General features: G+C 67.7%; 24 protein-coding genes and 1 tRNA gene. 15 read left to right on the top strand and 10 right to left on the bottom strand.

Features of this window, described 5'->3' with window-relative positions; translation table 11 throughout:
• Positions 1–16: 16 nt before the first annotated feature.
• Entirely contained in the window at positions 17–1,066 is a 1,050-nt protein-coding gene (nicT, locus tag M8859_RS13955; protein WP_504928417.1) for a Nickel transporter NicT, read from the bottom strand.
• 518 nt (positions 1,067–1,584) lie between these two features.
• Here nicT and M8859_RS13950 point away from each other — a divergent pair.
• A complete protein-coding gene (locus M8859_RS13950) occupies positions 1,585–2,658 on the top strand; it encodes a nitric oxide synthase oxygenase (RefSeq protein WP_195069943.1) in 1,074 nt (357 codons plus the stop codon).
• A 61-nt stretch (positions 2,659–2,719) separates the two neighbouring features.
• Here M8859_RS13950 and M8859_RS13945 read toward each other — a convergent pair.
• The 3 genes from M8859_RS13945 to M8859_RS13935 all read right to left on the bottom strand — a co-directional run bounded on the left by M8859_RS13945 (position 2,720) and on the right by M8859_RS13935 (position 4,549).
• A tRNA-Ser gene (locus M8859_RS13945) sits at positions 2,720–2,804 on the bottom strand.
• 24 nt (positions 2,805–2,828) lie between these two features.
• Positions 2,829–3,239 (bottom strand): MarR family winged helix-turn-helix transcriptional regulator, encoded by a 411-nt coding sequence (locus tag M8859_RS13940; RefSeq protein ID WP_195069944.1) that lies wholly within the window; start codon positions 3,237–3,239, stop codon positions 2,829–2,831.
• Between the two features lie 131 nt (positions 3,240–3,370).
• A complete protein-coding gene (locus M8859_RS13935; RefSeq protein ID WP_249644316.1) occupies positions 3,371–4,549 on the bottom strand; it encodes a lactate 2-monooxygenase in 1,179 nt (392 codons plus the stop codon).
• 156 nt (positions 4,550–4,705) lie between these two features.
• On the opposite strand from M8859_RS13935, the gene M8859_RS13930 reads away from it, so the two are divergent.
• On the top strand, positions 4,706–5,710 hold the full coding sequence (locus M8859_RS13930) for an NAD(P)H-quinone oxidoreductase (protein ID WP_159922607.1): 1,005 nt from the start codon (positions 4,706–4,708) through the stop codon (positions 5,708–5,710).
• 15 nt (positions 5,711–5,725) lie between these two features.
• On the opposite strand, the gene M8859_RS13925 is transcribed toward M8859_RS13930, so the two are convergent.
• Positions 5,726–6,928, bottom strand: coding sequence for a cysteine desulfurase-like protein (locus M8859_RS13925; RefSeq protein ID WP_159922605.1), 1,203 nt, complete (start codon positions 6,926–6,928; stop codon positions 5,726–5,728).
• 252 nt (positions 6,929–7,180) lie between these two features.
• On the opposite strand from M8859_RS13925, the gene M8859_RS13920 reads away from it, so the two are divergent.
• The 7 genes from M8859_RS13920 to M8859_RS13890 all read left to right on the top strand — a co-directional run bounded on the left by M8859_RS13920 (position 7,181) and on the right by M8859_RS13890 (position 13,975).
• On the top strand, positions 7,181–7,786 hold the full coding sequence (locus M8859_RS13920; RefSeq protein WP_159922603.1) for a bacterial proteasome activator family protein: 606 nt from the start codon (positions 7,181–7,183) through the stop codon (positions 7,784–7,786).
• A 224-nt stretch (positions 7,787–8,010) separates the two neighbouring features.
• Entirely contained in the window at positions 8,011–8,892 is an 882-nt protein-coding gene (gene wzm, locus M8859_RS13915) for a galactan export ABC transporter permease subunit Wzm/RfbD (RefSeq protein WP_195069795.1), read from the top strand.
• Between the two features lie 10 nt (positions 8,893–8,902).
• Entirely contained in the window at positions 8,903–9,760 is an 858-nt protein-coding gene (gene wzt, locus M8859_RS13910; RefSeq protein ID WP_195069796.1) for a galactan export ABC transporter ATP-binding subunit Wzt/RfbE, read from the top strand.
• Positions 9,761–9,872: 112 nt separating this feature from the next.
• Entirely contained in the window at positions 9,873–10,901 is a 1,029-nt protein-coding gene (glfT1, locus tag M8859_RS13905) for a galactofuranosyltransferase GlfT1 (RefSeq protein ID WP_236565363.1), read from the top strand.
• A 279-nt stretch (positions 10,902–11,180) separates the two neighbouring features.
• Positions 11,181–12,227, top strand: coding sequence for a ribosome small subunit-dependent GTPase A (gene rsgA / locus M8859_RS13900; protein WP_249644315.1), 1,047 nt, complete (start codon positions 11,181–11,183; stop codon positions 12,225–12,227).
• Positions 12,228–12,283: 56 nt separating this feature from the next.
• A complete protein-coding gene (locus tag M8859_RS13895; RefSeq protein WP_223519974.1) occupies positions 12,284–12,979 on the top strand; it encodes a chromosomal replication initiator protein DnaA in 696 nt (231 codons plus the stop codon).
• Between the two features lie 144 nt (positions 12,980–13,123).
• A complete protein-coding gene (locus M8859_RS13890; RefSeq protein WP_195069797.1) occupies positions 13,124–13,975 on the top strand; it encodes an SDR family oxidoreductase in 852 nt (283 codons plus the stop codon).
• A 94-nt stretch (positions 13,976–14,069) separates the two neighbouring features.
• Here M8859_RS13890 and M8859_RS13885 read toward each other — a convergent pair whose 3' ends face one another.
• Positions 14,070–15,983, bottom strand: coding sequence for a glycosyltransferase (locus tag M8859_RS13885; protein WP_195069798.1), 1,914 nt, complete (start codon positions 15,981–15,983; stop codon positions 14,070–14,072).
• Positions 15,984–16,117: 134 nt separating this feature from the next.
• Positions 16,118–16,654, bottom strand: a complete 537-nt coding sequence (locus tag M8859_RS13880) for a GtrA family protein (protein ID WP_159922593.1) — start codon at positions 16,652–16,654, stop codon at positions 16,118–16,120.
• 147 nt (positions 16,655–16,801) lie between these two features.
• On the opposite strand from M8859_RS13880, the gene M8859_RS13875 reads away from it, so the two are divergent.
• Together M8859_RS13875 and M8859_RS13870 are read left to right on the top strand one after the other, a co-directional pair.
• Complete coding sequence (locus tag M8859_RS13875) at positions 16,802–17,794, top strand: glycosyltransferase (RefSeq protein ID WP_159922591.1); 993 nt, start codon at positions 16,802–16,804, stop codon at positions 17,792–17,794.
• Positions 17,791–19,386, top strand: coding sequence for a DUF2142 domain-containing protein (locus tag M8859_RS13870; RefSeq protein WP_159922589.1), 1,596 nt, complete (start codon positions 17,791–17,793; stop codon positions 19,384–19,386). The genes M8859_RS13875 and M8859_RS13870 overlap by 4 nt, the downstream gene beginning before the upstream one ends.
• A gap of 58 nt (positions 19,387–19,444) precedes the next feature.
• Here the strand turns inward: M8859_RS13870 and rfbB are convergent, their stop codons facing one another.
• Positions 19,445–20,461, bottom strand: coding sequence for a dTDP-glucose 4,6-dehydratase (gene rfbB, locus M8859_RS13865; protein WP_195139637.1), 1,017 nt, complete (start codon positions 20,459–20,461; stop codon positions 19,445–19,447).
• 307 nt (positions 20,462–20,768) lie between these two features.
• Between rfbB and M8859_RS13860 the strand changes: the two genes are divergently transcribed.
• Positions 20,769–21,479, top strand: coding sequence for a DUF8020 domain-containing protein (locus M8859_RS13860; protein ID WP_159922585.1), 711 nt, complete (start codon positions 20,769–20,771; stop codon positions 21,477–21,479).
• Positions 21,480–21,763: 284 nt separating this feature from the next.
• Here the strand turns inward: M8859_RS13860 and M8859_RS13855 are convergent, their stop codons facing one another.
• The gene (locus M8859_RS13855; RefSeq protein ID WP_249644314.1) at positions 21,764–22,753 is read right to left on the bottom strand and encodes an alpha/beta hydrolase; all 990 of its coding nucleotides are present in this window, start codon (positions 22,751–22,753) and stop codon (positions 21,764–21,766) included.
• Between the two features lie 228 nt (positions 22,754–22,981).
• Here M8859_RS13855 and rfbA point away from each other — a divergent pair, with 228 nt between their 5' ends.
• Together rfbA and M8859_RS13845 are read left to right on the top strand one after the other, a co-directional pair.
• Entirely contained in the window at positions 22,982–23,854 is an 873-nt protein-coding gene (gene rfbA, locus M8859_RS13850; protein WP_159922581.1) for a glucose-1-phosphate thymidylyltransferase RfbA, read from the top strand.
• 2 nt (positions 23,855–23,856) lie between these two features.
• A complete protein-coding gene (locus M8859_RS13845) occupies positions 23,857–24,405 on the top strand; it encodes a dTDP-4-dehydrorhamnose 3,5-epimerase family protein (protein WP_195069946.1) in 549 nt (182 codons plus the stop codon).
• 117 nt (positions 24,406–24,522) lie between these two features.
• Here M8859_RS13845 and M8859_RS13840 read toward each other — a convergent pair whose 3' ends face one another.
• Positions 24,523–25,989 carry an MFS transporter gene (locus M8859_RS13840; RefSeq protein WP_159922579.1) on the bottom strand — a complete coding sequence of 489 codons (1,467 nt, stop codon included), beginning with the start codon at positions 25,987–25,989 and terminating at the stop codon, positions 24,523–24,525.
• A gap of 85 nt (positions 25,990–26,074) precedes the next feature.
• Between M8859_RS13840 and M8859_RS13835 the strand changes: the two genes are divergently transcribed.
• The gene (locus M8859_RS13835; protein ID WP_159922577.1) at positions 26,075–26,503 is read left to right on the top strand and encodes a MarR family winged helix-turn-helix transcriptional regulator; all 429 of its coding nucleotides are present in this window, start codon (positions 26,075–26,077) and stop codon (positions 26,501–26,503) included.
• The last annotated feature ends 1 nt before the right edge of the window (position 26,504 follow it).

Genomic DNA, 26,504 nt, shown 5'->3' with positions numbered 1-26,504 from the left:
GGCACGCGTGTGGCGCTCATCGCGCGGCCAGTCCGTCCTGCCAGCGTCGCTCCACTCCGGCGAATCGCCAGACCGCGACGGCGACCGCCCAGGTGAGCACGAACAGCCCCACGATGATGTAGCCGAGATCACCCAGGTCCAGATTCCCGACCCAGGCGACCACACCCGACTCTACTTCGAGTTTCTCGGCGAAGATGGAGACGATTTCCTGCCCTCCGATCAACAGCGCGACCGCGACCGACAGGCCGGTGATCACCAGGTTGTAGTAGATCTTGCGCACCGGCCGAGCGAAGGCCCAGTCGTAGGCGTAGCTCATGAACGACCCGTCCAGCGAATCGAACAGCGCCATGCCCGCCGAGAACAACACGGGCAGCACCAGAATCGAGTACCAGGGCAGCCCGGTCGCCGCGGCACCGCCCGCGATCACCAGCAGCCCGACTTCGGTGACGGTGTCGAAACCGAGGCCGAACAGCACGCCCACCGGATACATGTGCCGCGGCTCGCGGACGAGACCGATCACCGGCCGCAGCACCCGGTTGAGCAGGCCCCGGCTGTCCAGCTGTCGTTCCAGCTGCGCCTCGTCGTACTCGCCGAGGCGCATCTGCTGGAACACCCGCCAGATGCCTACCAGCGAGGCCAGATTCAGCAGGCCGATCAGGATCAGGAACGCACCTGACACGCCGGTTCCCCACAGGCCCGTCCAGCGTTGCAGGGCGGAGTCCTCATCCTCCAACCCGGACGCCAGCGCCCGCACGCCGAAGGCGAGCAAAGCCACCAGTACGAAAACTACGGTGGAATGGCCGAGCGCGAACCAGAAACCGACGGTCTGGACCTTTTGTTTCCCGCTCTCCGCCACGAGCTTTCGCGTGGTGTTGTCGATCGCGGCGATATGGTCGGCGTCGAACGCGTGCCGCATGCCGAGCGTGTACGCCGTCACTCCCAGGCCGACGCCGAATACCGAACCACCGATCACATAGTGGCCCGGCACGACGAACAGCAGAAGCGTCCCCCAGCCGAGGATATGAAGCACGACGACGGTGATCGCCATACCGATGACACTGCGCACGAGCGAACCCCTCAACCCTCGAAAAGCAGATCGGGTCAACGATACTGGACACCGCCGATTCGGGCCCGCTTCTTCTGCCGACCCAGCAAATCCAGCAAATCCAGCAAATCATGGCACACCGTCAGCACACCCGCCGTACGCTGTGCGGCGAGCCTCCTCCGGGTATCGAACTAGGACGGGCATGATCGCGCATCCATACCATCAGCACCGAGGTCATCGCACTATGCCGTGGCGTCCGAAGTGGACCGTCCGCCCGGTTTCCAGTCGTGGACATCGCGCCGGTATTCGAGTAAGTCCCGTTCCGAGGCTATTTTCTGGCATCCGTTCCGAGTGCCGTCGTGGGCCACCTGCCGCGAATCGTTGCCGCCCGCGCTTCCGCGCGAATTCTCTGCTCGACTCGCCTGTTTCATCGCAGCACCAATGCCCGACCGGAGAAAATCGTGAATCCAGTGTCACCCGTCTCCTCGATCGAGAACGAATCGCACACAGAACCTTTCATCCCCGATCTGCGACGCCGCATGCGGGAGTGCGACGAGTTCTTCCGGCTGCCCGAACTGGCGCACTTGAGCGCTCAGCGCAGGCGTGGCGCGCTCGAGCAGCTCGAACAGACCGGCGCCTATCTGCAGACCGCCGAGGAGATCCTGATCGGAGCCAAACTCGCCTGGCGAAATCACGCGCGCTGCGTCGGCCGGAAACATTGGCGCTCCCTCAAATTGCTCGACGCCCGCCGCGTGCGCTCGGCCCGCGAGCTGGCCGAGGTCTGCTGGCAGCACCTGCACATGGCCACCAACGGCGGCGCCGTCCAGTCGATGATCACCGTCGGCCCGCCGCGGCAACCGGACGGCCGCGAGTTCCGCATCGTCAGCCCGCAGATCATCCGATACGCGGGCTATCGCAACGGGGATGGCACGGTCACCGGCGACGCCGCCAATATCGAGCTCACCGAATTCGCCGTGCAGCTCGGGTGGCAGGGGGCCGGAACGCCTTTCGACATCCTTCCGTTGCTGATCAGCACGCCGGACGAGCCGGTCCGCTGGTTCGAGATCCCGCCCGAGCTCGCACGCGAGGTGGAACTCGAGCACCCGGAGTTCGAGTGGTTCGCCGGTCTCGGACTGCGCTGGCACGCGCTGCCCGCGGTGTCGAACATGAATCTCGAGGTCGGCGGCATGACGTACCCGTTCGCGCCGTTCAACGGCTGGTATCTGGGCGCGGAGATCGGCGCGCGCAATCTCAGCGACGCCAACCGCTACAACATGCTCCCGCTGATCGCGGAGATGATGTGCCTGGACACCAGGGCCGAGCGCAATCTCTGGCGCGATCAGGCCCTGGTCGAGCTCAACCGCGCGGTGCTCTACAGCTTCCGCAAGGCGGGCGTGTACATCGTCGACCACCACACCGTCGCCAAGCAGTTCTGCGATCACGTCAAGCGCGAGGAGGCCGCGGGCCGCGCCTGCCCCACCGACTGGTCCTGGATCAACCCGCCGATCTCATCCGGGCTGACCCCGACCTTCCACCGCTACTACGACCCGCCCGACCTGGACATCCGGCCGAACTTCGTCCGCAGGGATTTCGATGCCGACATAGGGCTGTGACCACATTGCTGGAAGCCCGGTGCTTGTCCATGCCACGAAGATCGAAGTGCCGGTTTCTTTGCGGAGACGGAGGGATTTGAACCCCCGGTCGCTCTCGCGACGCTCGCTTTCAAGGCGAGTGCATTCGGCCGCTCTGCCACGTCTCCAGGGACCTGATCGTAGCGGACGCCTCAGCCGGAGTGCTTGCCGATTTCCTCGTCGACGCGTTCGAAGACGTCACCGATCACTTCGAGCTGGGCGGGGGCCAGCAGGTCGATGAAGTGGCGGCGGACGGCTTCGACGTGGCCGGGCGCCGCGGCTTCGAGGCGGCGCATGCCCTCGTCGGTGAGTTCGGCGAGCACCCCGCGGCCGTCCTCGAGGCAGGTGTTGCGGCGGACCATCCGCTGGGCCTCCAGCCGCCGGATCTGATGGGTCAGCTTGCTGCGTGAGGACAACACGCCGTCGGCCAGCTCGCTCATCCGCAACGAGCGGTCGGGCGCCTCGGAGAGCAGGACCAGAATCCGGTATTCGGCGACGGTCAGGTCACTATCCCGCTGCAACTGACGATTCAGCGCCGTCATCAGGCGCTGGTGGCCGTCCATGTACGCGCGCCAGGCACGCTGCTGGGCCGGGGTCAGCCAGCGGGGCTCGGCCACGACACGACCGCTCGGTTCGGGATGCACGGTGGCCATTCTATGCCCGGCGAACTGCGTAAATGATCGGCTGCCGCAGGTCAGCGCACCATGGACAGCAGTGCGCGGCTCACCGCGGCCGGGTTCGTGCAGCCGGAGAGGCCGAGCGCGGAGTCGAAATCGGCGAGGAGGATTCGAAGCGCGTGCCGAGCCCCGGTGGCGCCGGCGAGGCCGAGGCCATAGGCCCACGGCCGCCCGTACAGCACGGCCTTCGCACCCAGGGCCAGCGCGACGAGCACGTCGGAACCGGTGCGCACTCCGGAGTCGAACAGCACGTCGGCACGGTCGCCGATGGTGGCGACCACCGCGGGGAGCGCGTCCAGCGCCGCGATCGAGCCGTCCACCTGACGGCCGCCGTGATTGCTCACGACCACCGCGTCGGCGCCCGCGTCCACCACCTGGCGCGCGTCGTCGGGATGCAGGATGCCCTTCACCGCGATCGGGAGGTCGGTCCATTCGCGCAGCCGCGCCAGATCGGCGAGCCGCAGCGTGTGGTTGCCGAACAGCCCGGCCCAGATGAGGATGGCCGTCCGCATCGCCTCGTCGCTCTCCTCCGGTGCGGCGGCGAGTTTGCCCCGGAACACCGGGTCGGACAGGTAGTTGGCGATGCCTTTGCCGTGCAGGAACGGCAGGTGCGCGTGTTCCAGGTCGCGCGGCCGCCAGCCGAGGGTGGGGGTGTCCACGGTGACCACGATCGCCGAAGCTCCGGCCCGCTCGGCACGCCGGACGAACGAGCACGCCAGTTCGTCGTCCGCAGGCCAGTACAACTGGTACCACCACGCACCGGCCGCCGCGCCCACGTCCTCGATGGTCGAGGAGGCCGCGGTGGACAGCACCGTGCCGATGCCGAGTTCCTTGGCGACCTCGGCCACGATCACCTCGCCGCCCTCGTGCAACAGTTCGAGGACGCCGATCGGCGCGGTCAGCACGGGCGCGGCCAGCTTGGTGCCGAGCACCTCGACCGACAGATCCCGGGCGCCCGGGCCGGTGGAGCCGCGCAGCATCCGGGGAAGCAGGCGGTAGCGGTCGAAGGCGGACCGATTGGCCGCGGCGGTGCGCTCCGCGGACGCGCTGCCCGCGACGTACGCGAAGGCGACCGGATCCAGCCGCTCCCGCGCGAGCGATTCCAAACCCGCGGCGCTCATGGGCAACTCGGGGGTCACGTCACCCAGCCCGCCCAGGTAGATCTCGTTCTGAAAGTCGATGAAGCCGCCGCTCACCCCCGGAACGGTAGTCCGTGACGCCGGTCACCGCAGGCCGCTTGCCAGATTGCGTTCCCGCGTTCCGTTTCCGCGCCACGCTCGCCGCACCGCGCCCATCGGTCCGACTCGGGGGTCCGCGCGCAGCGCCGCGTAGCGGCGGAGCACTATGGCACGGTGCGCGCGATAGATCTGAAGAGTTTCGGCGGCCCCGAGGTGATGTCCTGGGCCGAGGTGCCGGATCCGGCGCCCGGCCCTGGGGAAGTGCTGATCGAGGTGGCCGCGGCGGGCGTCAACCGTGCCGATCTGTTGCAACGTCAGGGTTATTACCCGCCGCCGCCCGGCGCCAGCCCGTTCCCCGGCCTCGAATGTTCCGGTGTCATCGCCGAAATCGGCGACGGAGTGCGTGAGTGGACGGTGGGGGATCGGGTCTGCGCGCTGCTTTCCGGCGGTGGTTACGCCGAACGGGTGGTGGTGCCCGCGACGCAGGTGCTCGCGGTTCCGGACGGCATGGACCTGGGCGCGGCGGCCGGGTTGCCCGAAGTGGCGGCGACCGTGTGGTCGAACCTCGTGATGACCGCCGATCTGCGCGCGAACCAGCTGGTGCTGGTCCACGGCGGCGGCAGCGGGATCGGCACGCACGCCATCCAGGTCGCCCGCGCCCTCGGCGCTCGGGTGGCGGTGACCGCCGGATCGGCCGAGAAGCTGGCGCGCTGCGCGGAGCTGGGGGCGAGCGTGCTGATCAACTACAAGGAGGACGACTTCGTCGCGGCGGTGCGCGCCGAGGAGTCCGGCGCGGGCGGCCCCGGCGCGGACGTCATCCTGGACAACATGGGCGCGGCCTATCTGGGGCGCAACGTCGACGCGCTGGCCGAGCACGGCAAATTGGTGGTGATCGGCATGCAGGGCGGGGTGAGCGCCGAGCTGAATCTGGGTGCGCTGCTGCGTAAGTGGGGCACCGTCCACGCCACCAACGTGCGCGCGCGGCCCGCCACCGGTATCGGCAGCAAGGCCGAGATCGTCGCCGAGGTGCGCGGCCGGCTGTGGCCGCTGATCGCCGACGGCACGGTCGCGCCGGTCATCGCCGCCGAACTGCCGATCGAGGAGGCCGCCGACGCGCACCAGCTGCTGGACTCCGGTGAGGTGTTCGGCAAGGTGGTGCTGCGGGTGAAGGAACTCTGAGGGCGGCGGCGCCGCTCACTCCAGCGCCAGCAGCGCTCTGCCGAGCTGGTCGATCTCGAACTTGGTGGTGTAGGGCGCGAGGCCGATGGTCACCGCGCCGCCCTCGTCGTTGACGCCGAGCGCGTCCAGCAGCCTGCTGCCGCCGTGCACGCCGCTGACCGTGCCGATCCGGTTGTCGGCGAGCTTGGCCGCGACCTTCTCCGCCTGCATGCCCGCCAGCGTGAAGCTGACCGTGGGTATGCGGGTGGACGCGCGGCCGATCACGGTGAGACTCGGGATCGAGTCCAGCACACTCATCAAGTGCTCGAACAGCTGGTCGTGATAGTCCTGCAACGAGGTGATCGACATCTCCAGGCGTTCGCGCCGAGTGCCGCGCGCTCGCTCGTCCAGCCCGGCCAGGAAGTCGATCGAGGTGGTCAGGCCGGCCAGCAGCGCGTACTGATGCCCGCCGACCTCGAGTCTTTCGGCGCCCTTCGCATAAGGGTTCAACGACATGGACGGGATCCGGTCCAAGAACGCGGGGTCTCGGAAGACCAGCGCGCCGATCTGCGGACCGCCCCATGCCGGTGCGCTCAACGCGACGACGTCGGCATTCAGTTCATCGATGTCGATCAGGGCGTAGGGCGCGGCGCCGAACGCGTCGGCCACCAGCAGACCGCCCACCTCGTGCACCCGGTCCGCGGCAACCCGCACGGCGGGAGCGGAGCCGACGATCGGCGAGGCGGCGGTGAGCGCGACCAGTCGCGCGGTGGGCCCGATCAGTTCCTCGAATTGCCACGACGGCATCTCACAGGTCTCGATCTCCACCTCGGCCCAGCGCACGTGCGCGCCGTAGCGGTTGGCGATGCGCAGCCATGGCGCGACGTTGGCCTCGTCGTCCAGCCGGGACAGCACGATGCCGGTGCCGAGGCCGAGCCGGGAACTCAGCGATTCGGCGAGCCAGGCCAGCAGGACCGCGCGGTCGGGACCGAGCACGACGCCCGCCGGATCTCCGCCGACCAGGTCCGCGACCGCTTCGCGGGCCGCGTCCAGGATCGCTGCGCTGCGCACGGCCGCGCCGTGGCGTCCGATATGCGAAAAGGAAGAGGTTCGAAAACCCGTCGAAACCGCGCGGGATACCGCGTCCGGAACCAGCATGCCGGCTTGCGGGTCGAAATGGATCCAGCCGTCGCCCAGGGACGGTATCAGGCCCCGAACCCGCGCGACGTCGTAAGTCATGCTGGCCACTCTAAGGGCAGCGGGCGAGCCTGTGTAACCGCGTTCCCCTCCGCATCGTGGCGAGAGCACAGCGACCTGGGACTCAGCATGGCGACCGACTTTCGACAAATCCGAACCACACGACCCGAACAGAATAGAACGCCGACCTCGCACGGCGGCGTGGACCGGTGACGGGCGCCGAACCCCGTACCGACGCCCGGCGCGGGAGCACCGGCTTAGCGCGTTCGGACCGGACACGACATGATAGGGACCATGACGCACTCGGATGAGGCACCGGACCACATCGTCGTTGTCGGACCCGACGGCAGGCCGTTGGCCATCCCGGCGGCAGCCGGATCGGATGCGCCCTTCACCGCGCAGGTGGTGACCGACGACGATAGTAAGGACAAGTCGGACGACCGGGGCGACTCCGGCGAAGCGCTCGCCGACATGGTCGAGCAGCCCGCGAAGGTCATGCGGATCGGCACGATGATCAAGCAGCTGCTGGAGGAGGTACGGGCCGCTCCCCTGGACGACGCCAGCCGCATTCGCCTCAAGGAGATCCACAAGTCCTCGGTGCGTGAGCTGGAGCAGGGGCTCGCCCCCGAACTGCGGGAGGAGCTCGAGCGGCTCACCCTGCCGTTCACCGACGACACCGCCCCGACCGACGCCGAGCTGCGGATCGCCCAAGCCCAGCTGGTCGGCTGGCTGGAGGGCCTGTTCCACGGCATCCAGACCGCGCTGTTCGCCCAGCAGATGGCGGCCCGCGCCCAGCTCGAACAGATGCGTCAGGGCGCGTTGCCGCCCGGCATCCACGCCGCCGACCCGCGCGGCGGCCAGGCCGGCCACGTCACCGGCGGTTCCGGCCAGTACCTGTGAGACCGGCGACGCGGTGTGCCACACGGTGGTCGTAAGCCGCAGGGGTAGTCTCGTGCACCGTGCCCGCCGCTGCCGCTCGCTCCGACTCGGTCTCCGACCCGGGTGCGGTGCGTCCTGAAGAGAGCTCAGTTGGTTCCGATGACCAAGCGCGTTCAGATGACAGCTCGCCGACCTCCTCGGCCGAGCACACGGTGCGTTCCGGCGACGACTCACCGGAGTCTCCGGTGAGCGCGGCCGCGCCGCAGGCGCAGACCCTGCACTCCGGAGCCACCGAGGCGAAGATCGTCTCGGACTCCCAGACGTTCCGGCGGGCGTTCCAGGACTTCGCGGGCGGATTCTCCCAGCGTGAGCTGTGGCTTTCGCTCGGCTGGCAGGACATCAAGCAGCGTTACCGCCGCTCGGTGCTCGGCCCGTTCTGGATCACCATCGCCACCGGCCTGCAAGCCATCGCGATGGGCGTGCTGTACGCGGCGCTGCTCGGCCAGCCGCTGCGCGAGTACCTGCCCTACGTGACCGTCGGGTTGATCATCTGGAATGTGATCCAGGCGAGCATCCTCGAGGGCTCGGAGGTCTTCATCGCCAACGAGGGCCTGATCAAACAGCTCCCTTCCGCGCTGAGCGTGCACGTCTACCGGCTGGTGTGGCGGCAGCTGCTGTTCTTCGCCCACAACATGGTCATCTACGTGGTGATGCTCGCCGCGTTCGGCGTCTGGCGCAATCTCGGTGTGGCCAGCCTGATGGCGATCCCGGCGATCGTGCTGATCTTCCTGAATTCCATGTGGGTGTCGATCGTGTTCGGCATTTTCAGCACCCGCTACCGCGATATCGCGCCGATTCTCGGCAGCACCACGCTGATGCTTTTCGTGCTGACTCCGGTCATGTGGACGACGAAGACCCTGGAATCGCAGATCGGCACCGGCGATCGCGCGAAACTGGCCGAGATCGTGCCGACGTTCCACTATCTCGAAATCGTCCGGGCGCCCCTGCTCGGCGAACCTCAGGAACTGCGGCATTGGCTGATCGTCGGCGCGATCACCCTGGTGGGCTGGGTCGTGGCGATCTTCGCCATGAAGCAGTACCGTTCGCGCGTGCCGTACTGGGTATAGGAGCGCCCCGATGAGTCGTGTGAGTATCGAAACCCAGGACGCCTGGGTCGAATTCCCGATCTTCGACGCCAAATCGCGGTCGTTGAAAAAGGCGTTCCTCGGCAAGGCGGGCGGCGCGATCGGGCGCAACAAGTCCGACGTCGTCGTGGTCGAGGCACTGCGGGAGATCAACCTCTCGCTGCGCGAAGGCGACCGGGTCGGCCTGGTCGGCCACAACGGGGCGGGCAAATCGACGCTGCTGCGCCTGCTTTCGGGCATCTACGAACCCTCGCGCGGCAGCGCGCGCATCCGCGGGCGGGTCGCGCCGGTGTTCGACCTCGGCGTCGGCATGGACCCGGAGATCTCCGGCTACGAGAACATCATCATCCGCGGCCTGTTCCTCGGGCAGACACGCAAGCAGATGCTGGCGAAGATCGATGAGATCGCCGATTTCACCGAGCTCGGCGAGTACCTGTCCATGCCGCTGCGCACCTATTCCACTGGTATGCGCGTGCGCCTGGCCATGGGCGTGGTCACCTCGATCGATCCGGAGATCCTGCTGCTCGACGAGGGCATCGGCGCGGTGGACGCGGAATTCATGAAGAAGGCCCGGCTGCGGTTGCAGTCGTTGGTGGCGCGTTCCGGCATCCTGGTCTTCGCCAGCCATTCCAACGAATTCCTCGCGCAGCTGTGCGATACGGCGCTGTGGATCGATCACGGTCAGATCCGCCTGCGTGGCGGCATCGAAGAAGTGGTGCGAGCCTATGAGGGGCCGGAGGCGGGGAATCACGTCGCGACCGTGTTGCGCGAAATGGAAGCAGAACGGGCCGCCTCGACCGAGCCGGAGGCCGGGGCGAACGAACGAGAATTGGAGCGGAACCAGGCATGAGTGGTCAGGCCCGGAGACGGCAGCGAAGTGTGACCACGCAGGGCCCCACTCATGCCGACAACAGGCACAGCATGAGTGGTCAGGCCCGGAGGCGGCAGCGAAAGGCGACAGCATGAGTGAGCCGACCGGGCAGGACACCCCGATCGACGAAGGGGCGCAAGCCCGGATCGGCTCCGCGCCGGAGGAGGGCGTCGAACTCGACGACCTCACCGCCCCGCTCCCGACGGAATCCGCGACGCCGAAGCCGGACTCGCAGCAGCGCATCGTGGCCGTCGTCGTCACGCACAAGCGCCGCGAACTGCTCGCCGAGTCGCTGAAGGTCGTCGCGTCCCAGTCCCGGCCGGTGGATCACCTGATCGTGGTCGACAACGGCAACGAGCCGGAGGTCGCCGACCTGGTGCGCGACCAGCCGGTGGAATCGACCTACCTGGGCTCGGCGCACAACCTCGGCGGTGCGGGCGGATTCGCGCTCGGCATGCTGCACGCGCTGAGCATGGGCGCGGACTGGGTGTGGCTGGCCGACGACGACGGCAGGCCCGAAGGTCCCGACGTGCTGTCGGTCCTGTTGGACTGCGCGAACCGGCACGGCCTGGTCGAGGTCTCACCCGTGGTCTGCGATATCGATGAACCCGACCGCCTCGCCTTCCCGCTGCGCCGCGGCGTGGTCTGGCGACGGCTGCGGTCGGAACTCGGCGACGAGGATTTCCTGCCCGGCATAGCCTCGCTGTTCAACGGCGCGCTCATCTCCGCGCAGGCGGTCGACGTGATCGGCGTGCCGGATCTGCGCCTGTTCGTGCGCGGCGACGAGGTGGAGGTGCATCGCAGGCTGGTGCGTTCCGGGCTGCCGTTCGGCACCTGCCTGCAGACGGCGTATCTGCATCCCAACGGCGCGGCCGAGTTCAAGCCGATTCTCGGCGGCCGGATGCATACGCAATACCCCGACGATCCGGTGAAGCGCTACTTCACCTACCGCAACCGCGGTTACCTGATGTCCCAGCCCGGCATGCGAAAACTGCTGCCGCAGGAATGGATCCGTTTCTCCTGGTTCTTCCTGGTCACCCGTCGCGACCCGGCCGGCCTGAAGGAATGGTTCCACCTCCGCTCCCTCGGTCGCCACGAGCAGTTCGGCAAGCCCGACTGATCGGTGGACTCGCACACTCGGTCCCTGCCATCGGCTCAGCGGGTGCGAGGCGCACGTTCCGATAGATGGAACGGAAATTCGGTTGTGCGGAGCGCGGGCGAGTGCCAGAGTTGGTGCACTGCGAGAGAAGTAAGGAGGTGTGGACCGTGTCGAGGAACGTTCGGTTTGTCGTGTCTTGGCGAGCTGACCTCGGTCATGCCGCCACACGAAACTCCTGCTCATTCTCCGCTCGCTGAACCCCTCGTCGGGTTCAGCGCCCGACGAAGGATTCCTTCCATCATGGTCGACCACGACCTTCTCGTCCCTTACGGCTGGACCGAAGCCGTTTCCGCCCGGTACGCCTCGATGATCAAGGAAGGCTGTGTGCCCGCGCGAGTGATCCGCATGGATCGCAGTGAATGCGACGTGGCCACGCCGACCGGGCTCGCTCGCGCCCGCTGCCCGCGCCCGGATTACGAGGTCAGCGGGCTGTGCACCGGAGACTGGGTGACCGTCGACGCCACCTCGGCGGTACGCGGGTTGCTCCCGCGCCGGTCGGCGATCGTGCGGTCGTCGGTATCCGGCCGGTCGCAGGGCCAGGTGCTCGCCGCCAATGTCGACACTGTTCTGATCTGCACCGCCGCCGACGGCGACGTGGACCTCGGCCGCATCGAACGCATGCTCGCGGTGGTCTGGGAAAGCGATGCCCAGCCGATCGTGGTGCTCACCAAAGCCGACGCGGCCTATGACGTCCCGGTCGAGGAGGTGCGCGCCGTCGCGCCCGGCGCGGCCGTGCTCGAGGTGAGCGCGAACACCGGCGCGGGCCTCGATGTGCTCACCGCGATGCTCGGGGGCACCGTCGCCTTGATCGGGCCCTCCGGTGCTGGGAAGTCGACCCTCGCCAACGCACTGCTCGGCGCGGAGATCTTCGCCACCAACGCGGTCCGCGATGTGGACAAGAAGGGCAGGCACACCACGGTGCACCGGGAGTTGCGCCCCCTTCCCGGCGGCGGCACGCTGATCGATACCCCTGGGCTGCGCGGTATCGGATTATGGGACGCGACCGAAGGGATCGAGAAGACCTTCAGCGACATCGAATCCCTTGCCGCTCAGTGCCGTTTCGGCGATTGCGCACACCGCGGCGAACCGGGGTGCGCGGTGCGGGAGGCGATCGACAACGGCGAGCTCACCCAGCGCAGGCTAGACAGTTACAACAAGCTGGCGCGGGAGAACGAGTGGATGCAGGCGCGCACCGACAAGCGGCTGCAAGCCGAACGCGATCGGGCTTGGCGGGGCATCACCAAGCAGCACCGCAAGATGTTCCGGGAGAAGAACTCGCGACGCTGATCGAGCGGGGGCACGGTAGGGTGCCCCTCGCATCGTTCGCTATCTGGGAGGGATAGATGAGTCAACCCGGCGGGTACCCGCCACACGGCCAGCAGCCCGGCCAATGGCCTGGGCAGCCGGCGTTCGGTCAGCAGCCGGCAGTCGGCCAGTACCCGCCTCCGCAGGCGCCCGCGCAGTACGGGCCGCCCGCGGGGCAGCATCCGAGCCAACCGCATCTCGCTCAACCCCAGCTGGGGCAGCCGCCGTACGGACAACCCGCGCCGCAATACGGCCAGCCGCAGCCATACGGTCAGCCCCAGCAGTTCGGGCAGCCGCAACCGTACGGCCAGCCCCAGCAGTTCGCTCCGCAGCAGGGCTATGGCCAGCCCGCCGACCCGCCCGGCATCACCATCGATGCCTCGTACTCGATCTGGACGTTCCTGCTCGCGCTGACCAAGCCGAAGATCCTGGTCAACGGCCAGCGGGTGCCCAATACCCGCTGGGGCGCGAATCACATCCCGGTCGGGCCCGGCCAGTATCACGTCCGGGTCACCACCCCGTGGTTGTTCGACATGGGTCCGGCGAATGTGACCGTGCCGATCGCCGAGGGACAGGCCACGCGGTTCTACTACAAAGCGCCGGTGGTGATCTTCCTCAACGGCGCGATCGGACCGGTTCCGCAGAAGGCGCCGGGCATGTTGTTCCTGTACATCGTCTGGGCATTGGTCGCAGTGATGTTCCTGCTGAACATCCTGATCATCGCCACGATCTGAATCGCGGAGAGGGCACCGGCGCGCCGGTGCCCTCTCTTCGCACACCCTATGCAACTGGTTGCATAGGGTGGTGGTTTACGATTGGTCTGCAAGCGCGTACAGCCGCCGGCTGCTGCCCGCGGCGGAAACGAAGGAGCAGGTCACATGACGGAACCGGGATCCAAGCCGCTAGCGGGCCGGACGATGATCATGTCCGGCGGCAGCCGCGGCATCGGGCTGGAGATCGCCAAGCGGGCCGCGGCCGACGGCGCCGACATCACGCTGATCGCGAAGACCGATCAGCCGCATCCCAAGCTTCCCGGCACCATCCACACCGCCGCCGCGGAACTCGAGGCGGCGGGCGGGCAGGTACTGCCGTTCGTGGGTGACGTCCGGATCGACGAGTCGGTGGCCGAGGCGGTCCGGCAGACGGTGGAGCGCTTCGGCGGCATCGACATCGTGGTGAACAACGCCTCCGCGATCGACTTGTCCCCCACGGACGCGCTGCCGATGAAGAAGTACGACTTGATGCAGGACATCAACTGCCGGGGCAGCTTCCTGCTGTCCAAGCTGAGCATCCCGCATCTGCGCGAATCCGCGAAGGCGGGGCGCAACCCGCACATTCTCACCCTGTCCCCGCCGCTGAACCTGGACCCGAAGTGGGCGGGCATGGCGCTGGGTTACACCATCGCCAAGTACGGAATGTCATTGACCACGCTGGGGCTGGCCGAGGAACTGAAGAACGACGGCATCGGCGTCAACTCGCTGTGGCCGCGCACCACCATCGCGACCGCCGCGGTGAAGAACCTGCTCGGCGGCGAGGAGATGATCTCCACCTCGCGCACCCCCGACATCTACGCCGACGCCGCCTACCTGGTGCTCACCTCGCCCGGCAAGGAGAACAGCGGCAACTTCTATATCGATGACGAGGTCCTGGCCGCCCACGGCATCACCGACCTGGACAGGTACCGCGTCACCCCGGGCGACGCCGAACTCACCACCGACCTCTTTCTCTGACCTCTGACCGCCTCCAGGCCGCAGTCAGGTGCAGCGACGGCGGCCTGCAGTGGGGAACGGGCAAGTCAGCCCGTCCCCCACGTACCAACGCCGATCAGCTGTCGCGCCGGGAGTTCTCGATCCCGTACAACCGCTCCCAGTTCTCCCGGCTGGTGAGCTCCGGCATGGCGGCGCGGTACTGCGCCTGCAGGGCGGGCAGTTCCCGGCGCAAACGACGCAGCACGCGCACCATGCGGCGCAGCAACCGCATCGCGCGGGCCTTGTCGCGCCTGCGCACCCGGACGCCGGACTGCGAGGCGTCGGTGACCACCACGTGGTCGAACAGCGAGACATGCCACCAATAGGCGTCTTCCCTGGTGACGCCGATGATGCCGTGCTGGGTGCGGCCCAGCCACTGGTTGATCGCGCGCTTGATCAGCACCAGCAGCGCGCGGCTGGGTTCCCCACCGGCTCGACGCAGGGTGATGTCCGCCGAGCGGACCGGCGGCGTCGCAGCGGGGTGCTTGATCGTCTCGGGGTAGTCGGCCCGGCTGGTGCGCGCGGCGGCCAGCGCTTCGATACCGCCGTCACGCAACACCTTCGGGCCCTCGAGGAAGTCCTCGATGCCCTGCAAAGTGGTGTGCACCAAGCCGTACTGCATCGCCACCAGCTGCTCGGACATCTCCCGGAACAGCTTTCGGCTGATCTCCTTCCCGTCCAGTTCCGCGTGCATGGAACCGACGATCAGCGAGTTGCGCGTGCTGAAGTAGCGCGCCCAGTCGTCGTAATCCTTCCAGTAGAAGTCCGCGTGCCAGACCGCGGCGTTGGGCAGCGTGACGGTGACGAAACCGTGCTCGCGCGCCCGGACGCCGTACTCCACGTCGTCCCACTGGAAGAAGATCGGGATCGGCAGGCCGATCTTCGCGACCACCTCGGCCGGGATGAGGCAGGTCCACCACGCGTTGTAGCCAGCGTCCACGCGGCGTTCCTGGTTCTTCTTCAGCATGCTCGTGTTGCGCAGCGCCTTCGGCACCTTCTGGCCGTGCCGCAGTCGGTGCAGGTGCACCTCCTCCGCGCCGACGTTGAGGTAGTCGGGGTTGAGCAGGAACAGCATCTGCGCGCCGACCAGCGTCGGCTCGACCGTCAGGTTGGCGAACGCGTTGAGGCGCAGCACCGTCTCCGGCTCGCACAGGATGTCGTCGTCCATCAGGATGACGTCGGCGTGCTCGTTGACCGCGGACACCTCGTAGAGCCCGCGGGTGAAGCCGCCCGCCCCGCCGAGGTTCGGCTGGCGCAGGTAGCGCAGCTTTCCTTCGAAGACCGGCACGACCTCCTGGTAGCGCGGCCGGTTCTCGACCAGATCGGTGCCTTGGTCGACCACGTACACCGCGTCGATCGCGGCGAGCACGGTCGGGTCGGAGGCGAGCGCCGCGACCGTCTCGGCGCAGTCCGCCGCGCGGTTGAAGGTGCAGATCGCGATGGCGACCGGGCGAACGCGCTCCGGCGCGACGCCGGTCCAGGTCAGCTCCGCGATGCCGAGCGCGCCGCCGATGGCGTCGAACTCCAGCCACAGCGCGCCGCCGTCGACGTACTGGTCGAGCGGGGCGCTCAGCGTCACCGAGCCGCTCGCGTCGACCCGGGCGTTGTCGATGATTCTGCGGTGGCCCGCGATGTCGGAGGCCACCAGGCGGATCTTCGCCTTGGCGACCACGTCGAGCACCATGGTGACCCGTACTTCGGTGACCGTGGTCCAGCGCTGCCAGTAGCTGGCGGCGAACCGGCCGAAGTAGGTGTTCGTGTGCGCGGTCGCGCCCTTGTCCAATCTCAGTGTGAGGCGTTCCCGGTGCGCGCCGCCCTTCACGACGGCGTACAGCTCGTCGCTCACTCGCGCCGACGGACCGGTGAAGATACCGCGCTGCAGCACTAGCCGGTCCGGCGCCCGATGGTCGGCCCGCAGCGCGGCAGGCGCCTCAGCGGCCGTCGAGCGATCGTTTGTTTCGGTAACGGCCTCGATAGCCGACTGATCCATGAAATCCTCGAAATTCTCATTGTGCCGGACGGGACAGACACGCCCCTCGATGCCTTCACGGCGGGGGTGAGGATATCAACCGCCCTCTGCGCTTGCCCGCCGTACAGCCACGCCGACGTGTGCTCGAACAATTGCTAAACGTTCGCCGATTCGTTTTCGGTGGCGCTGCCCGTGCCTGCGCGCGTCCCGGTGAAGACGAACTTGTCGTAAGCCCAGTACCGGAATACCACGGCCACGATCTGCCCGATCAACGTACCGGAGATGTTGTCCGACAGCGGGCTGGACAGGTCGAGCACGTACCGGGAGAAGCCGAGACAGCCCAGTTGCAGGCCGATCGCGACCACGTTGAACACGGCGTACAACAGGTATTCGCGCCCGGGATTGTCGGTCTGTTTGTGCGCGAAGGTCCACCACTTGTTACCGAAATAGGTCACCACCGTCGCCACCGCGATCGCGATGATCTTGGCCGGGAGTGGGTAGTGATAGAGCACGCCCTCGCCACCCCAGAAGACCAGGAGGTTGTACGTGCCCGCGTCGACCAGGAAACCGATCGCGCCGACCACCAGGAAAGCGCCGCCTCTGCGCAGCGCGGTGAGCACCTTGCGAAGGACCGTTGCGGTCTCCTGCGTGACTGGCTCGCCCGCGGGTGCGGTGGACTCACTGGATGGCACCGCCCGACGGTACCGCAGGCTCGGGGAACCGCCCGCGAGGGTGAATTCCGCTCCCGCGCGCGGTGAGGTCGGCCACGCACGAGCTGTGAGTTGCCTGTACCCTCCCCGTGTTCCCACATTCACCACCGATCGCGAGGATTGACCCGGGTGGACTCCACCGAGCTCCGTATTGCCGCCGTGGTTCCGTGTCACAACGAAGAGGCTTCGGTCGCCAAGGTCGTAGCCGATCTGCAGGCCGCTGTGCCGGGAATCGTCGTCTACGTCTACGACAATCTGAGCACGGACAAGACCGCCGAACGGGCCCGTGAGGCCGGGGCGATCGTGCGGCACGAACACACCAAGGGCAAGGGCAATGTGGTGCGCCGCGCCTTCGCCGACATCGAGGCCGACGTGTACTTGATGATCGACGGCGACGACACCTACGAGGCCTCCGCCGCGCCGCTGATGATCAAGACGCTGCTGGACGGCCCCTACGACCACGTGCTCGGGGTGCGCAAGCAGGACGAAGGCGCCTCGGCCTACCGCACGGGACACGAGACCGGCAACAAGGTGCTCAACGGCGTGGTCGGAAAGGTGTTCGGCGACAACGTCGAAGACATGCTCTCCGGCTTCCGGGTGTTCTCCCGGCGGTTCGTCAAGAGCTTCCCCGCCGTGTCGCGCGAGTTCGAGATCGAGACCGAGCTCACCGTGCATTCGTTGCACCTGCGGGTGCCGCAGACCGCCGTTCCGGTCGGCTTCCGCGATCGCCCGGCGGGCAGCGAGAGCAAACTGCGCACCTACCACGACGGGTTCAAGATCCTCGCCCTGATCATCGGGCTGGCCCGGCACGAGCGGCCGGTCGCGTTCTACGGCTTGTTCGGCACGCTGAGCTGGCTGGTGTCGATCATCCTGACCATTCCGATCGTCGTCGAGTTCTACAACACCCACGAGGTGCCGCGATTCCCGACGCTGTTCCTCGGTTTCACGCTGTTGCTGCTCGGCAGCCTCGCGTGGACCGCGGGCCTGATCCTCGACGGCATCCGCCGTTCCCGTCACGAGGCCGCGCGCCTGGTCTACCTGCGCTACGCCGCGGTGGGCGCGGAGGACTTCCGCACCTCCGGCGACGGCGCTGCTGCCCGTGACGGCGGAGCCCTGCGTTGACGACCTCGGCGGATCCGACCGCGACGCCGGACAAGGATCTGAACGAGCCCGCGGACACCGCACCGCTACCCGCGACCGACACCGCACCGCTACCGGCGGTGGACGCCGAGGCCGCGAAGGCCACCGGCACGGACCGGGCGGCCCGAGGTTTCGCACACCGAATGGTGACGCGACTAGGCGGGGCGACGATCGCCTTCACCCTGCTGGCAACGATCTTCGGCGCGCTGTTCACCGTCCTCACCCCGCCGTTCTGGGGTCATGACGAGATCACGCAGTTCGGCCGGGCCTACCAAGTCGCGCACGGCGGATTGCTGCCCCAGCGGATCCACGACGATCGTGGTGTCGCCTACGGCGGCGATGTCCCGTCCAGCATAACCGTGCTCATGGGCTACGCGCTGAAGGACTACACCACCAACCCGGACGAGCCCGACCCCATGGTGGGCGACCCCGGCCGCTACGACCAGTTGACCGGAGCCGCGGTCTCGGACGCCACCGAACCGGTCTGGTTCACCAATACCGCCGCCTACTCGCCGGTCCCTTACATCCCGGCCGCTATCGGCATCCGCCTCGGCGAGCTCTTCGGACTCGACGTGGGCGGCCTGCTCCTGCTCACCCGCCTCGCCGGGCTGGTGGCCTACCTCGCGGTGGTCGGGTTCGGGCTGTACGCGTTGCGCGCCCACCGGGTGCAATGGCTGGCGTTCACCGTCGCGGCGCTGCCGATCGCGGTGTTCCAAGCGGGCACGGTGACCGCCGACACGATGACCAACGCGCTGGCCATCATGGTCTCCGCGCTGCTGGTGAAAGCCATGTTCCTCGGCGAGCGACTGAACCGGGTCGAGATCGGCGCGCTGTTGGCCGCGACGATCCTGCTGCCGGTGAGCAAGCCGACCTACGTGCTGCTCGCGCTGCTGGTGGCCCTGGTGCCCGCCGATCGGTTCGGGTTCAGTGGCTGGCGGCGCGGGATCCCGTGGGCGTTCGCCGCGACCGGCGCGCTCGCCTTCGCGGTGTGGATGAAGATCGCGGCGCCGACCGGCGACGGCATGGGCCTGATGCGGCCGCAGCACCAGTGGCACTCGGTGCGTCCGGGCGACCAGCTCAGCGGCATCCTGCGCGATCCACCGGAGTTCGCGCACGTGTTCGGCGAGAGCATCGCGCTGCGTGACCAGCGCTGGTTCAGTCAGTTCTTCGGGGAACTCGGCTTCGCCTACGTCGACGTGCCCGCCCTCTCCATGCTGGCCTGCCTGCTGGCGTTCGCGGTGAGCATCGGCATCGCCGAACGGATGACCGCTCCGGCCTTCCGCCGCACCCTGATCGTCGCGCTCACCATGGCCGCGAGCGTCGCGATGATCTACGTGACCCTCTACATGTCGTTCACGCCGGTCGGCTACTACATCGTCGACGGCGTGCAGGGCCGCTATTTCGTGCCCCTGGCGATCGTCGCGCTCGCGGTGCTGCTGCGCTGGATGCCGTTGCGGCTCACCGATTCCGCGGGGAAGACCCCCGCGCTGGGCCCGGCCGTCACCGTACTGGTGGCGACGAGTGTGGCGCTGGTCGCGGCGGCGGCGAAGTACTACACCATCGTGTGGGGCTGAGCGGCAGGAGAATTCGACAGTGGCGCTCCGGGGCTGGTCCCCGGGGCGCCACTGTCGTTCAGTCGCCCGCCGTGCTGAGCGTCCGCTCGCCTGCCGCGAGATAGGCGCGCTCGGTGTCGGCCTTGTATGGGCGCCACCAGGCTTCGTTGTCCCGGTACCACCGGATGGTCGCCGCCAAGCCGGCGCGGAAGTCCGCGTACCGGGGCCGCCAACCGAGTTCGGAACGCAGCAGTGTGGCGTCGATGGCGTAGCGCTGGTCGTGGCCGGGCCGGTCGGTCACGTGGTCGAAATCGTCGGGGTCGCGGCCGAATTCCGTGAGGATCATCCGCACCACGGACTTGTTGTCGAGCTGGCCGTCGGCGCCGATCAGATAGGTCTGCCCGATCCGGCCGCGGCGCAGGATCTCCCACACGGCGCGGTTGTGGTCGTCGACGTGGATCCAGTCGCGTACCTGGTGCCCCGCCCCGTAGAGCCGAGGACGCACGCCATCGATCAAGTTCGTGATCTGGCGCGGAATGAACTTCTCCACGTGCTGATAGGGCCCGTAGTTGTTACTGCAGTTGGAGATCGTGGCCCGCACGCCGAACGAGCGGGTCCACGCGCGCACCAGCAGATCGCTCGAGGCTTTGGTGGCCGAGTAGGGGCTGGACGGGTTGTACGGCGTGGTCTCGGTGAACGCCGGGTCGTCCGGGGCGAGGTCGCCGTAGACCTCGTCGGTCGACACGTGGTGGTAGCGCACATCGTGCCTGCGCACGGCTTGCAGCAAGGAGTAAGTGCCGATGATGTTGGTCTGTACGAACGGCCACGGCTCGGCGAGGGAGTTGTCGTTGTGCGACTCCGCGGCGAAATGCACCACCGCGTCGACCCCGCTGACCAGTTCGTCCACCAGGTCGAGGTCGGCGATGTCACCGTGCACGAAGTCGATGCGGTCGGCCACCGGCCCCAGCGAGGCCCGGTTCCCCGCGTAGGTCAGGGCATCCAGGACGATGACGGTCGTATCCGGATGGTCGGACACGACCTGCTGGACGAAGTTCGCGCCGATGAACCCGGCGCCGCCGGTGACGAGCAATCGCACCCCATGACTGTACGTGGGGCCGGGTCGCCCCGACGACGGACTCGGGAACCGGTGCGGCGGAAGGCCCACCAGGTTTTCCAACTGTGACCTTCGTCTCACCTTGCTCCCAGAGGCTGGAACGCGCGGAGCGGTCTATTTCTGGAAATCCCCGGTCAGCCCCCACATTTCCGCTACCCCACCATGTCGTGAGTCACGGCGGTGAACAAAATTTGAATAAATAGTCACAACGGGTTCACCACTCGTTAGCTGGTCTAGATTTTGCTCATCTAGTCCCCTCCGAACGCTTTCACATCGAGGTTCCAAACAAATGCTGATGAGGAAATTCGCCGCGACGTCGGCACTGCTGATCGCGGCCCTCGGCGTCACCGCCGGCACCGTGAACGCGGCTCCGGCCGCCGAAGCCGAAAACGGCGCGGTGAACTTCACCGCGCAGACCACCGACACCCAGTCCATCATCTCGACCGATGCCGGTTCCATGGTCGTGGAGGATGGTGTCTTCAAGGTCAAGGCCGCCAACGGTGATGTCCTCACCGGCATGCCGCTGACCTTCCGGGTGGACGAGTTCGAGTTCCCGATCGCTGCCGAGATCGCGGACCGCACCGCCACCCTGACCCCGCAGTTCGACCTGGCGCACGCGACTTACAAGCCGGTCGCCCTCCCGTTCGAGGACAAGGCGCCGTGGAAGAGCGAGTACGACCGTGAGGTCGCCGCGTTCAACCGCTTGAAGGACACCATCTCCACCGGTGCCGCCATCGGCACCCTGGTCGGCGGCATCGGCGGCGGCGCCGTCGGTTGCGTGCTCGGCGGCATCGCCGGCGCCACCGTTGCCTCGGCGACCATCATCGGCCTGTTCGGCCCGTTCATCCCGGCCGCCGCCATCGGCTGCCTCGGCGGCATCCTCGCCATCGGCGCGCTCGGCACCCTGGCGGGACAGCTGCTGATCACCGCCCCGGTCGCGATCGGTGCGGCGATCCAGTACTTCACCACGATCAACCAGCCGTTCACGCCCGCCAAGTAAGCATCGGCTGAACGCACACAACTGAATTCGAAAACGGAAGCCCCGTCCGCGTTATCACGCGGGCGGGGCTCCGTTATTCCTATCGCTGGCCCGAAGGTGAACACTCGCTGAACAAAATGGAACTTATTGATTTTCCCCGGGCTGACCTGCACTATCAAGAACAGATAATATCGATCCGAATCCAGAGTGCCCTGGGCGCACGCGCCGAACGGCGCACCCTGGACAGGACGCGAGCCCCGTCCCGGCGCGATGCGGGGCGAGGCTCGCCTCGAAAGGCCGAACGGTCAAGCCGTTCGTGCCTGTTGGTCGTCCGCGACGCGGGCCCGCACGAAACGCGAGACCCGCGCCAACGCCGCCCTGCTCTCCGGCAGGCCCGGCGCGATGCTCATGAAGGCGTGGACCTGGCCGCGCCACAGCTCCAGCGCGTTCGGCACGCCCGCGGCGGTGAGCCGCTGCGCCATCAACTCGGAATCGAACCGGAGCACCTCGTCCTCCGCCGCGACCAGCAGCACGGGCGGAAGCGCGGACAGCGTCGCGTTGACCGGCGAAAGACTCGGATCGAGCAACCCGTCGACCTCGGCGCCGAGGCGCACCACCGCTTGCAACGCCGACAACGGGATGTACGGGTCTCGCGAAACATTCACGTAGTCCCGCTTCGCCGCGTAGTCCAGGTCGAGCAGCGGGCTCAGGCCGACCAACCCGGCCGGCGCGGGCAGTCCCGACTCCAGGGCCAGCAGCGCCGTCGCGAAGGTGAGGTATCCGCCCGCCGAGTCGCCCGCGAAGACGATCCGCGCCGGATCCGCGCCATGGCGCAGCAGCCAGCGGTAGGCGGCCAGGCAGTCGTGCACCGAGTGGGTGATGCGCGTGCCGGGCAACTGGCGGTACTCGACGTTGATCACCGGCAGCCCGGTGCGGCGGGCCAGGCTCCCGGCGATCGGCCGGTGGCTGCGGGTACTGCAGATCGCGAAGCCGCCGCCGTGCATGTAGAGCACCGCGCCGTGGCGTAGCGCACGCGCCGCACCGGCCGGGCGAAGGATCTCCAAGCGCAGACCGTGCAGCGTCACCTGTTCTCGATCGATGCCCTGCGGCTGCGGACGCAATCGCGCCAGCCCGTCCACCGTGGCGGCGCCGAACGGAATGGTCGCCCTGGTGACCGGCAGCGTCCGCAGCATCGGCCGCACCACGCCCATGCAGGCGGCCAGCAGCAAGCGCGATTGCGCGCTGGGGCCTTCTGGATTCATCACCACGCCGGGCTCGCCGTCTCTGCTCGCCATCGCGCACCTACCTAACAACTGGCGCGCCGAATCACGACCGGACCGAGGTCGCCCAGGCGAGCTGTCGGCGCTGACATCTCACGCAGTGTCTTTTCAGAACACCACGCGCACCGTGACCTACGCAACAGAATCGCTCGATACCCCCGGAAGCGAAACGATCGTGACCGAATCGAGGACTACTCGGAACCTCACCGAATCCCGGCGCCGTGAAACTGGCAGACTCCATGCATGCGCGGAATCATCTTGGCGGGCGGCACCGGCTCCCGGTTGCACCCGATCACGCGCGGGGTGAGCAAGCAGCTGGTCCCGGTCTACGACAAACCGATGGTCTACTACCCCCTTTCCACGCTGATGCTCGCGGGGATCAGGGACATCCTGGTGATCACCACCCCCGAGGACGCAGCGGCGTTCCGGCGGCTGCTCGGCGACGGCGCCCAGCTCGGGCTGTCGCTGAGCTACGTCATCCAGCCGGAGCCGGACGGCCTGGCCAGGGCCTTCGTCCTCGGAGCCGACCACATCGGCGGTGATTGCGCGGCGTTGGTACTCGGCGACAACATCTTTCACGGCCCCGGCCTGGGCACCAGTCTCAATCGCTTCCACGGGATCGACGGCGGCGCGGTGTTCGCCTACTGGGTGTCCGACCCGACCGCCTACGGCGTCGTGGAGTTCACCGAGGGACGCGCGGTGTCGATCGAAGAGAAGCCGAAGGTCCCGCGGTCGAACTACGCCATTCCCGGCCTGTACTTCTACGACAACGACGTGGTGGAGATCGCCCGTTCGCTACGTCCGTCGGCGCGGGGCGAGTACGAGATCACCGACATCAATCGCGCCTACCTGGAGCAGGATCGGCTGAGTGTGGACGTGCTCGCCCGCGGCACCGCCTGGCTGGACACCGGCACCTTCGATTCCCTGCTCGACGCGGCCAATTACGTGCGCACCATCGAGGAGCGGCAGGGCCTGAAGATCGGCGTGCCCGAGGAGGTGGCCTGGCGGATGGGCTTCATAGACGACGATCAGTTGTGCAGGCTCGCCGAACCGATGGTCCGTTCCGGTTACGGCCGCTACCTGCTCGATCTGCTCGAACGCGGACGGGACTGGTGAGCATGGAATTCCGGGAACTCGCGGTGCCCGGCGCGTGGGTGATCACTCCGCGCCAGCACGGTGACGATCGCGGCATGTTCCTCGAAGGGTTCAAGGCCTCGGAGTTCGAGAAGGCGACGGGGCGGCCGTTCGACCTGCGGCAGGTGAACTGTTCGGTGTCGGCGGCCGGGGTGCTGCGCGGCATCCACTACACCGAGGACCCGCCGGGTCAGGCCAAGTACGTGACCTGTGTGCGCGGCGCGTTCCTCGACGTGGTCGTGGATCTGCGCCGCGGCTCGCCGACCTACGGGCGCTGGGACAGCGTGCTGCTCGACGACGTCGACCGCCGCTCGGTGTTCCTGTCCGAAGGACTCGGCCACGCGATCCTGTCCCTGGAAGACGGATCGACGGTCACCTACCTGTGCTCCCTGGAATATCAGCCCGAGTTCGACCACGACATCGATGCGTTCGACCCCACGCTGAGCATCGAGTGGCCGCGGGTGGGGCGGGACGGCCGTGAACTCACCTTCGTCCGCTCCGCGAAAGACACTGTCGCGCCGCCATTTTCCTGAGCCGCTGACGGCACAGCGGACATAGCCGGTCGAAACCCGCACCGGCAGAGCGACTGCGAGACAGCGCCGAGCGCCGCCACCCGGTGTGGTGACGGCGCTCGGCGACCGGTACGACGGTCAGCTGACGAGTTCCAGCTCCTTCGTCTCCTCCGCCGCCCGCTCCCGGCCGCGCGACCGCGGCGTGAAGGCGAGCAGGGCGACGAGCGCGCCGACGATGGACACGCCCGCGGCGAACTCCAGGCCCGGGCGGTAGGTGTCGAGCATCCCGGCGGCGGAGATGTCGGCGTGCGCGCCGGAGGCGATGATCGCGGTGGTCACCGCCAGCACGATGGCCGCGCCGACCTGCATGGACGTCTGCAACACCCCGGCCGCGAGGCCCTGCTCATCGTCATCGATGCCGTTGGTGGCCTGGATGTTGATGGCGGGGAAACCGACCCAGCCGATGCCGATGAGCAGCACGGCGGGCAGCAGCATCGTCAGGTAGGAGGGCGCGGTGTCCAGCCGCAGGAACAGCAGGTAGCCGACGGCCATCACGACCATGGTGACCGCGATCACCGGCCCGGTGCCGAAACGATCCACGAGCTTGTCGGAGAAGAACGCCGACAGCACGACCAGCAGACCGACCGGGAGCAGCGCCATCGCCAGCTTCAGCGGCGACCAGCCGAGGGTGTCCTGCATGTAGAGGGTGACGATGAACTGCCAGCTGAAGTAGGAGCCCGCCACCGCGACGATCGCGAGACTGGCGCGGACCAGCGAGGACTTGCGCAGGATCCCGAGGCGCACCAGCGGGTAGCGCACCCGCTTCTCCACCGCGACGAATCCGGCGAAGAGCGCGACGACCGCGAGGAACGAACCGATGGTGCGCGCCGACGCCCATCCGGCTTCCGGCGCGGCCACCACCGTGTAGACAAGCAGCAGCATGGCCGCGGTGGACAGCAGCGCCCCCAGCAGGTCGTGTCCGCCTTCCTCGGCGGGCTTGTCTTTGGGCACCAGCACGTAGGCGGCGACCAGCGCGGCGACCGCGATCGGCACCGGCAGCAGGAACGTCCAGCGCCAGCCGACGCCGGTCATCAGCCCGCCGAACAGCAGGCCCATGGAGTAGCCGCCCGCGCCGAACACCGTGTAGATGGACAGCGCCTTGTTCCTGGCCGGTCCTTCGGCGAAGTTGGTGGTGATGATGGACAGGCCGGTGGGCGCGGTGAACGCGGCGGCGAGGCCCTTGATGAAGCGGGTGAGGATCAGCAGCGGGCCGGAGCTGACCAGACCGCCTGCCAGCGACGCGACCGCGAAGACCGCGAGCGCGATCAGGAAGATCTTGCGCCGCCCGAGCAGGTCGGCGGTGCGGCCGCCGAGCAGCAGCAGACCGCCGTAACCGAGCACGTACCCGCTGACCAGCCATTGCAGGGTGGACGTGGACAGATCGAGTTCCGCGCCGATGGACGGCAGGGCGACGCCGATCATCGAAACGTCGAGGCCGTCGAGGAACAGCACGATGCACAGCGTGATCAGCATGCCCCAAAGCCGGGCTGACCATCTGGTCGGATCGGTCGCCTGCGCGGCCGAGAGCGTTGCCGGTGAAGTCATGCGGGGAAGATTACATGCGTGCGCATTAAATGCCAACACATAAGATGCAGTTGCATGAACATGGCGTGCCCACTAAGATGGGGCCATGTCGAAGCCGACCACCGTGAAAACGGCCCGGGGCGCTGCCGCGCCCACCGGGCTGGTTGGGGAGTGGCGGGAGCTGCTCGACCGGCACGCGGCGGTGAGTTGCGCGCTCGAGAAGGCGCTGCAGAACGGTCATTCCATCGGGCTGAGCGAATTCGAGACTCTGGATCGGCTGGTCGACGCGAACTGCGGCGATTACCGGATGAGCGATCTGGCCGGCGACATCCACCTCAGCCAGAGCGCGCTGTCGCGGGCCGTCGCCCGATTGGAGCGCGACGGTCTCGTCCGGCGCACCATGTGCGCGCAAGACCGTCGCGCCGTGTTCGTCTGCCTCACCGAGAAGGGCCGCGAGGTCTATGAACAGGCCGTGCCCACCCACCGGGCCGTGCTGAGCGATACCTGGGATCTGCCGGGCCCGCCGAAGTGCTGAT

The sequence above is a fragment of the Nocardia sputi genome (assembly GCF_023501985.1).
This window is presented reverse-complemented; position numbering and strand designations above follow the sequence as displayed.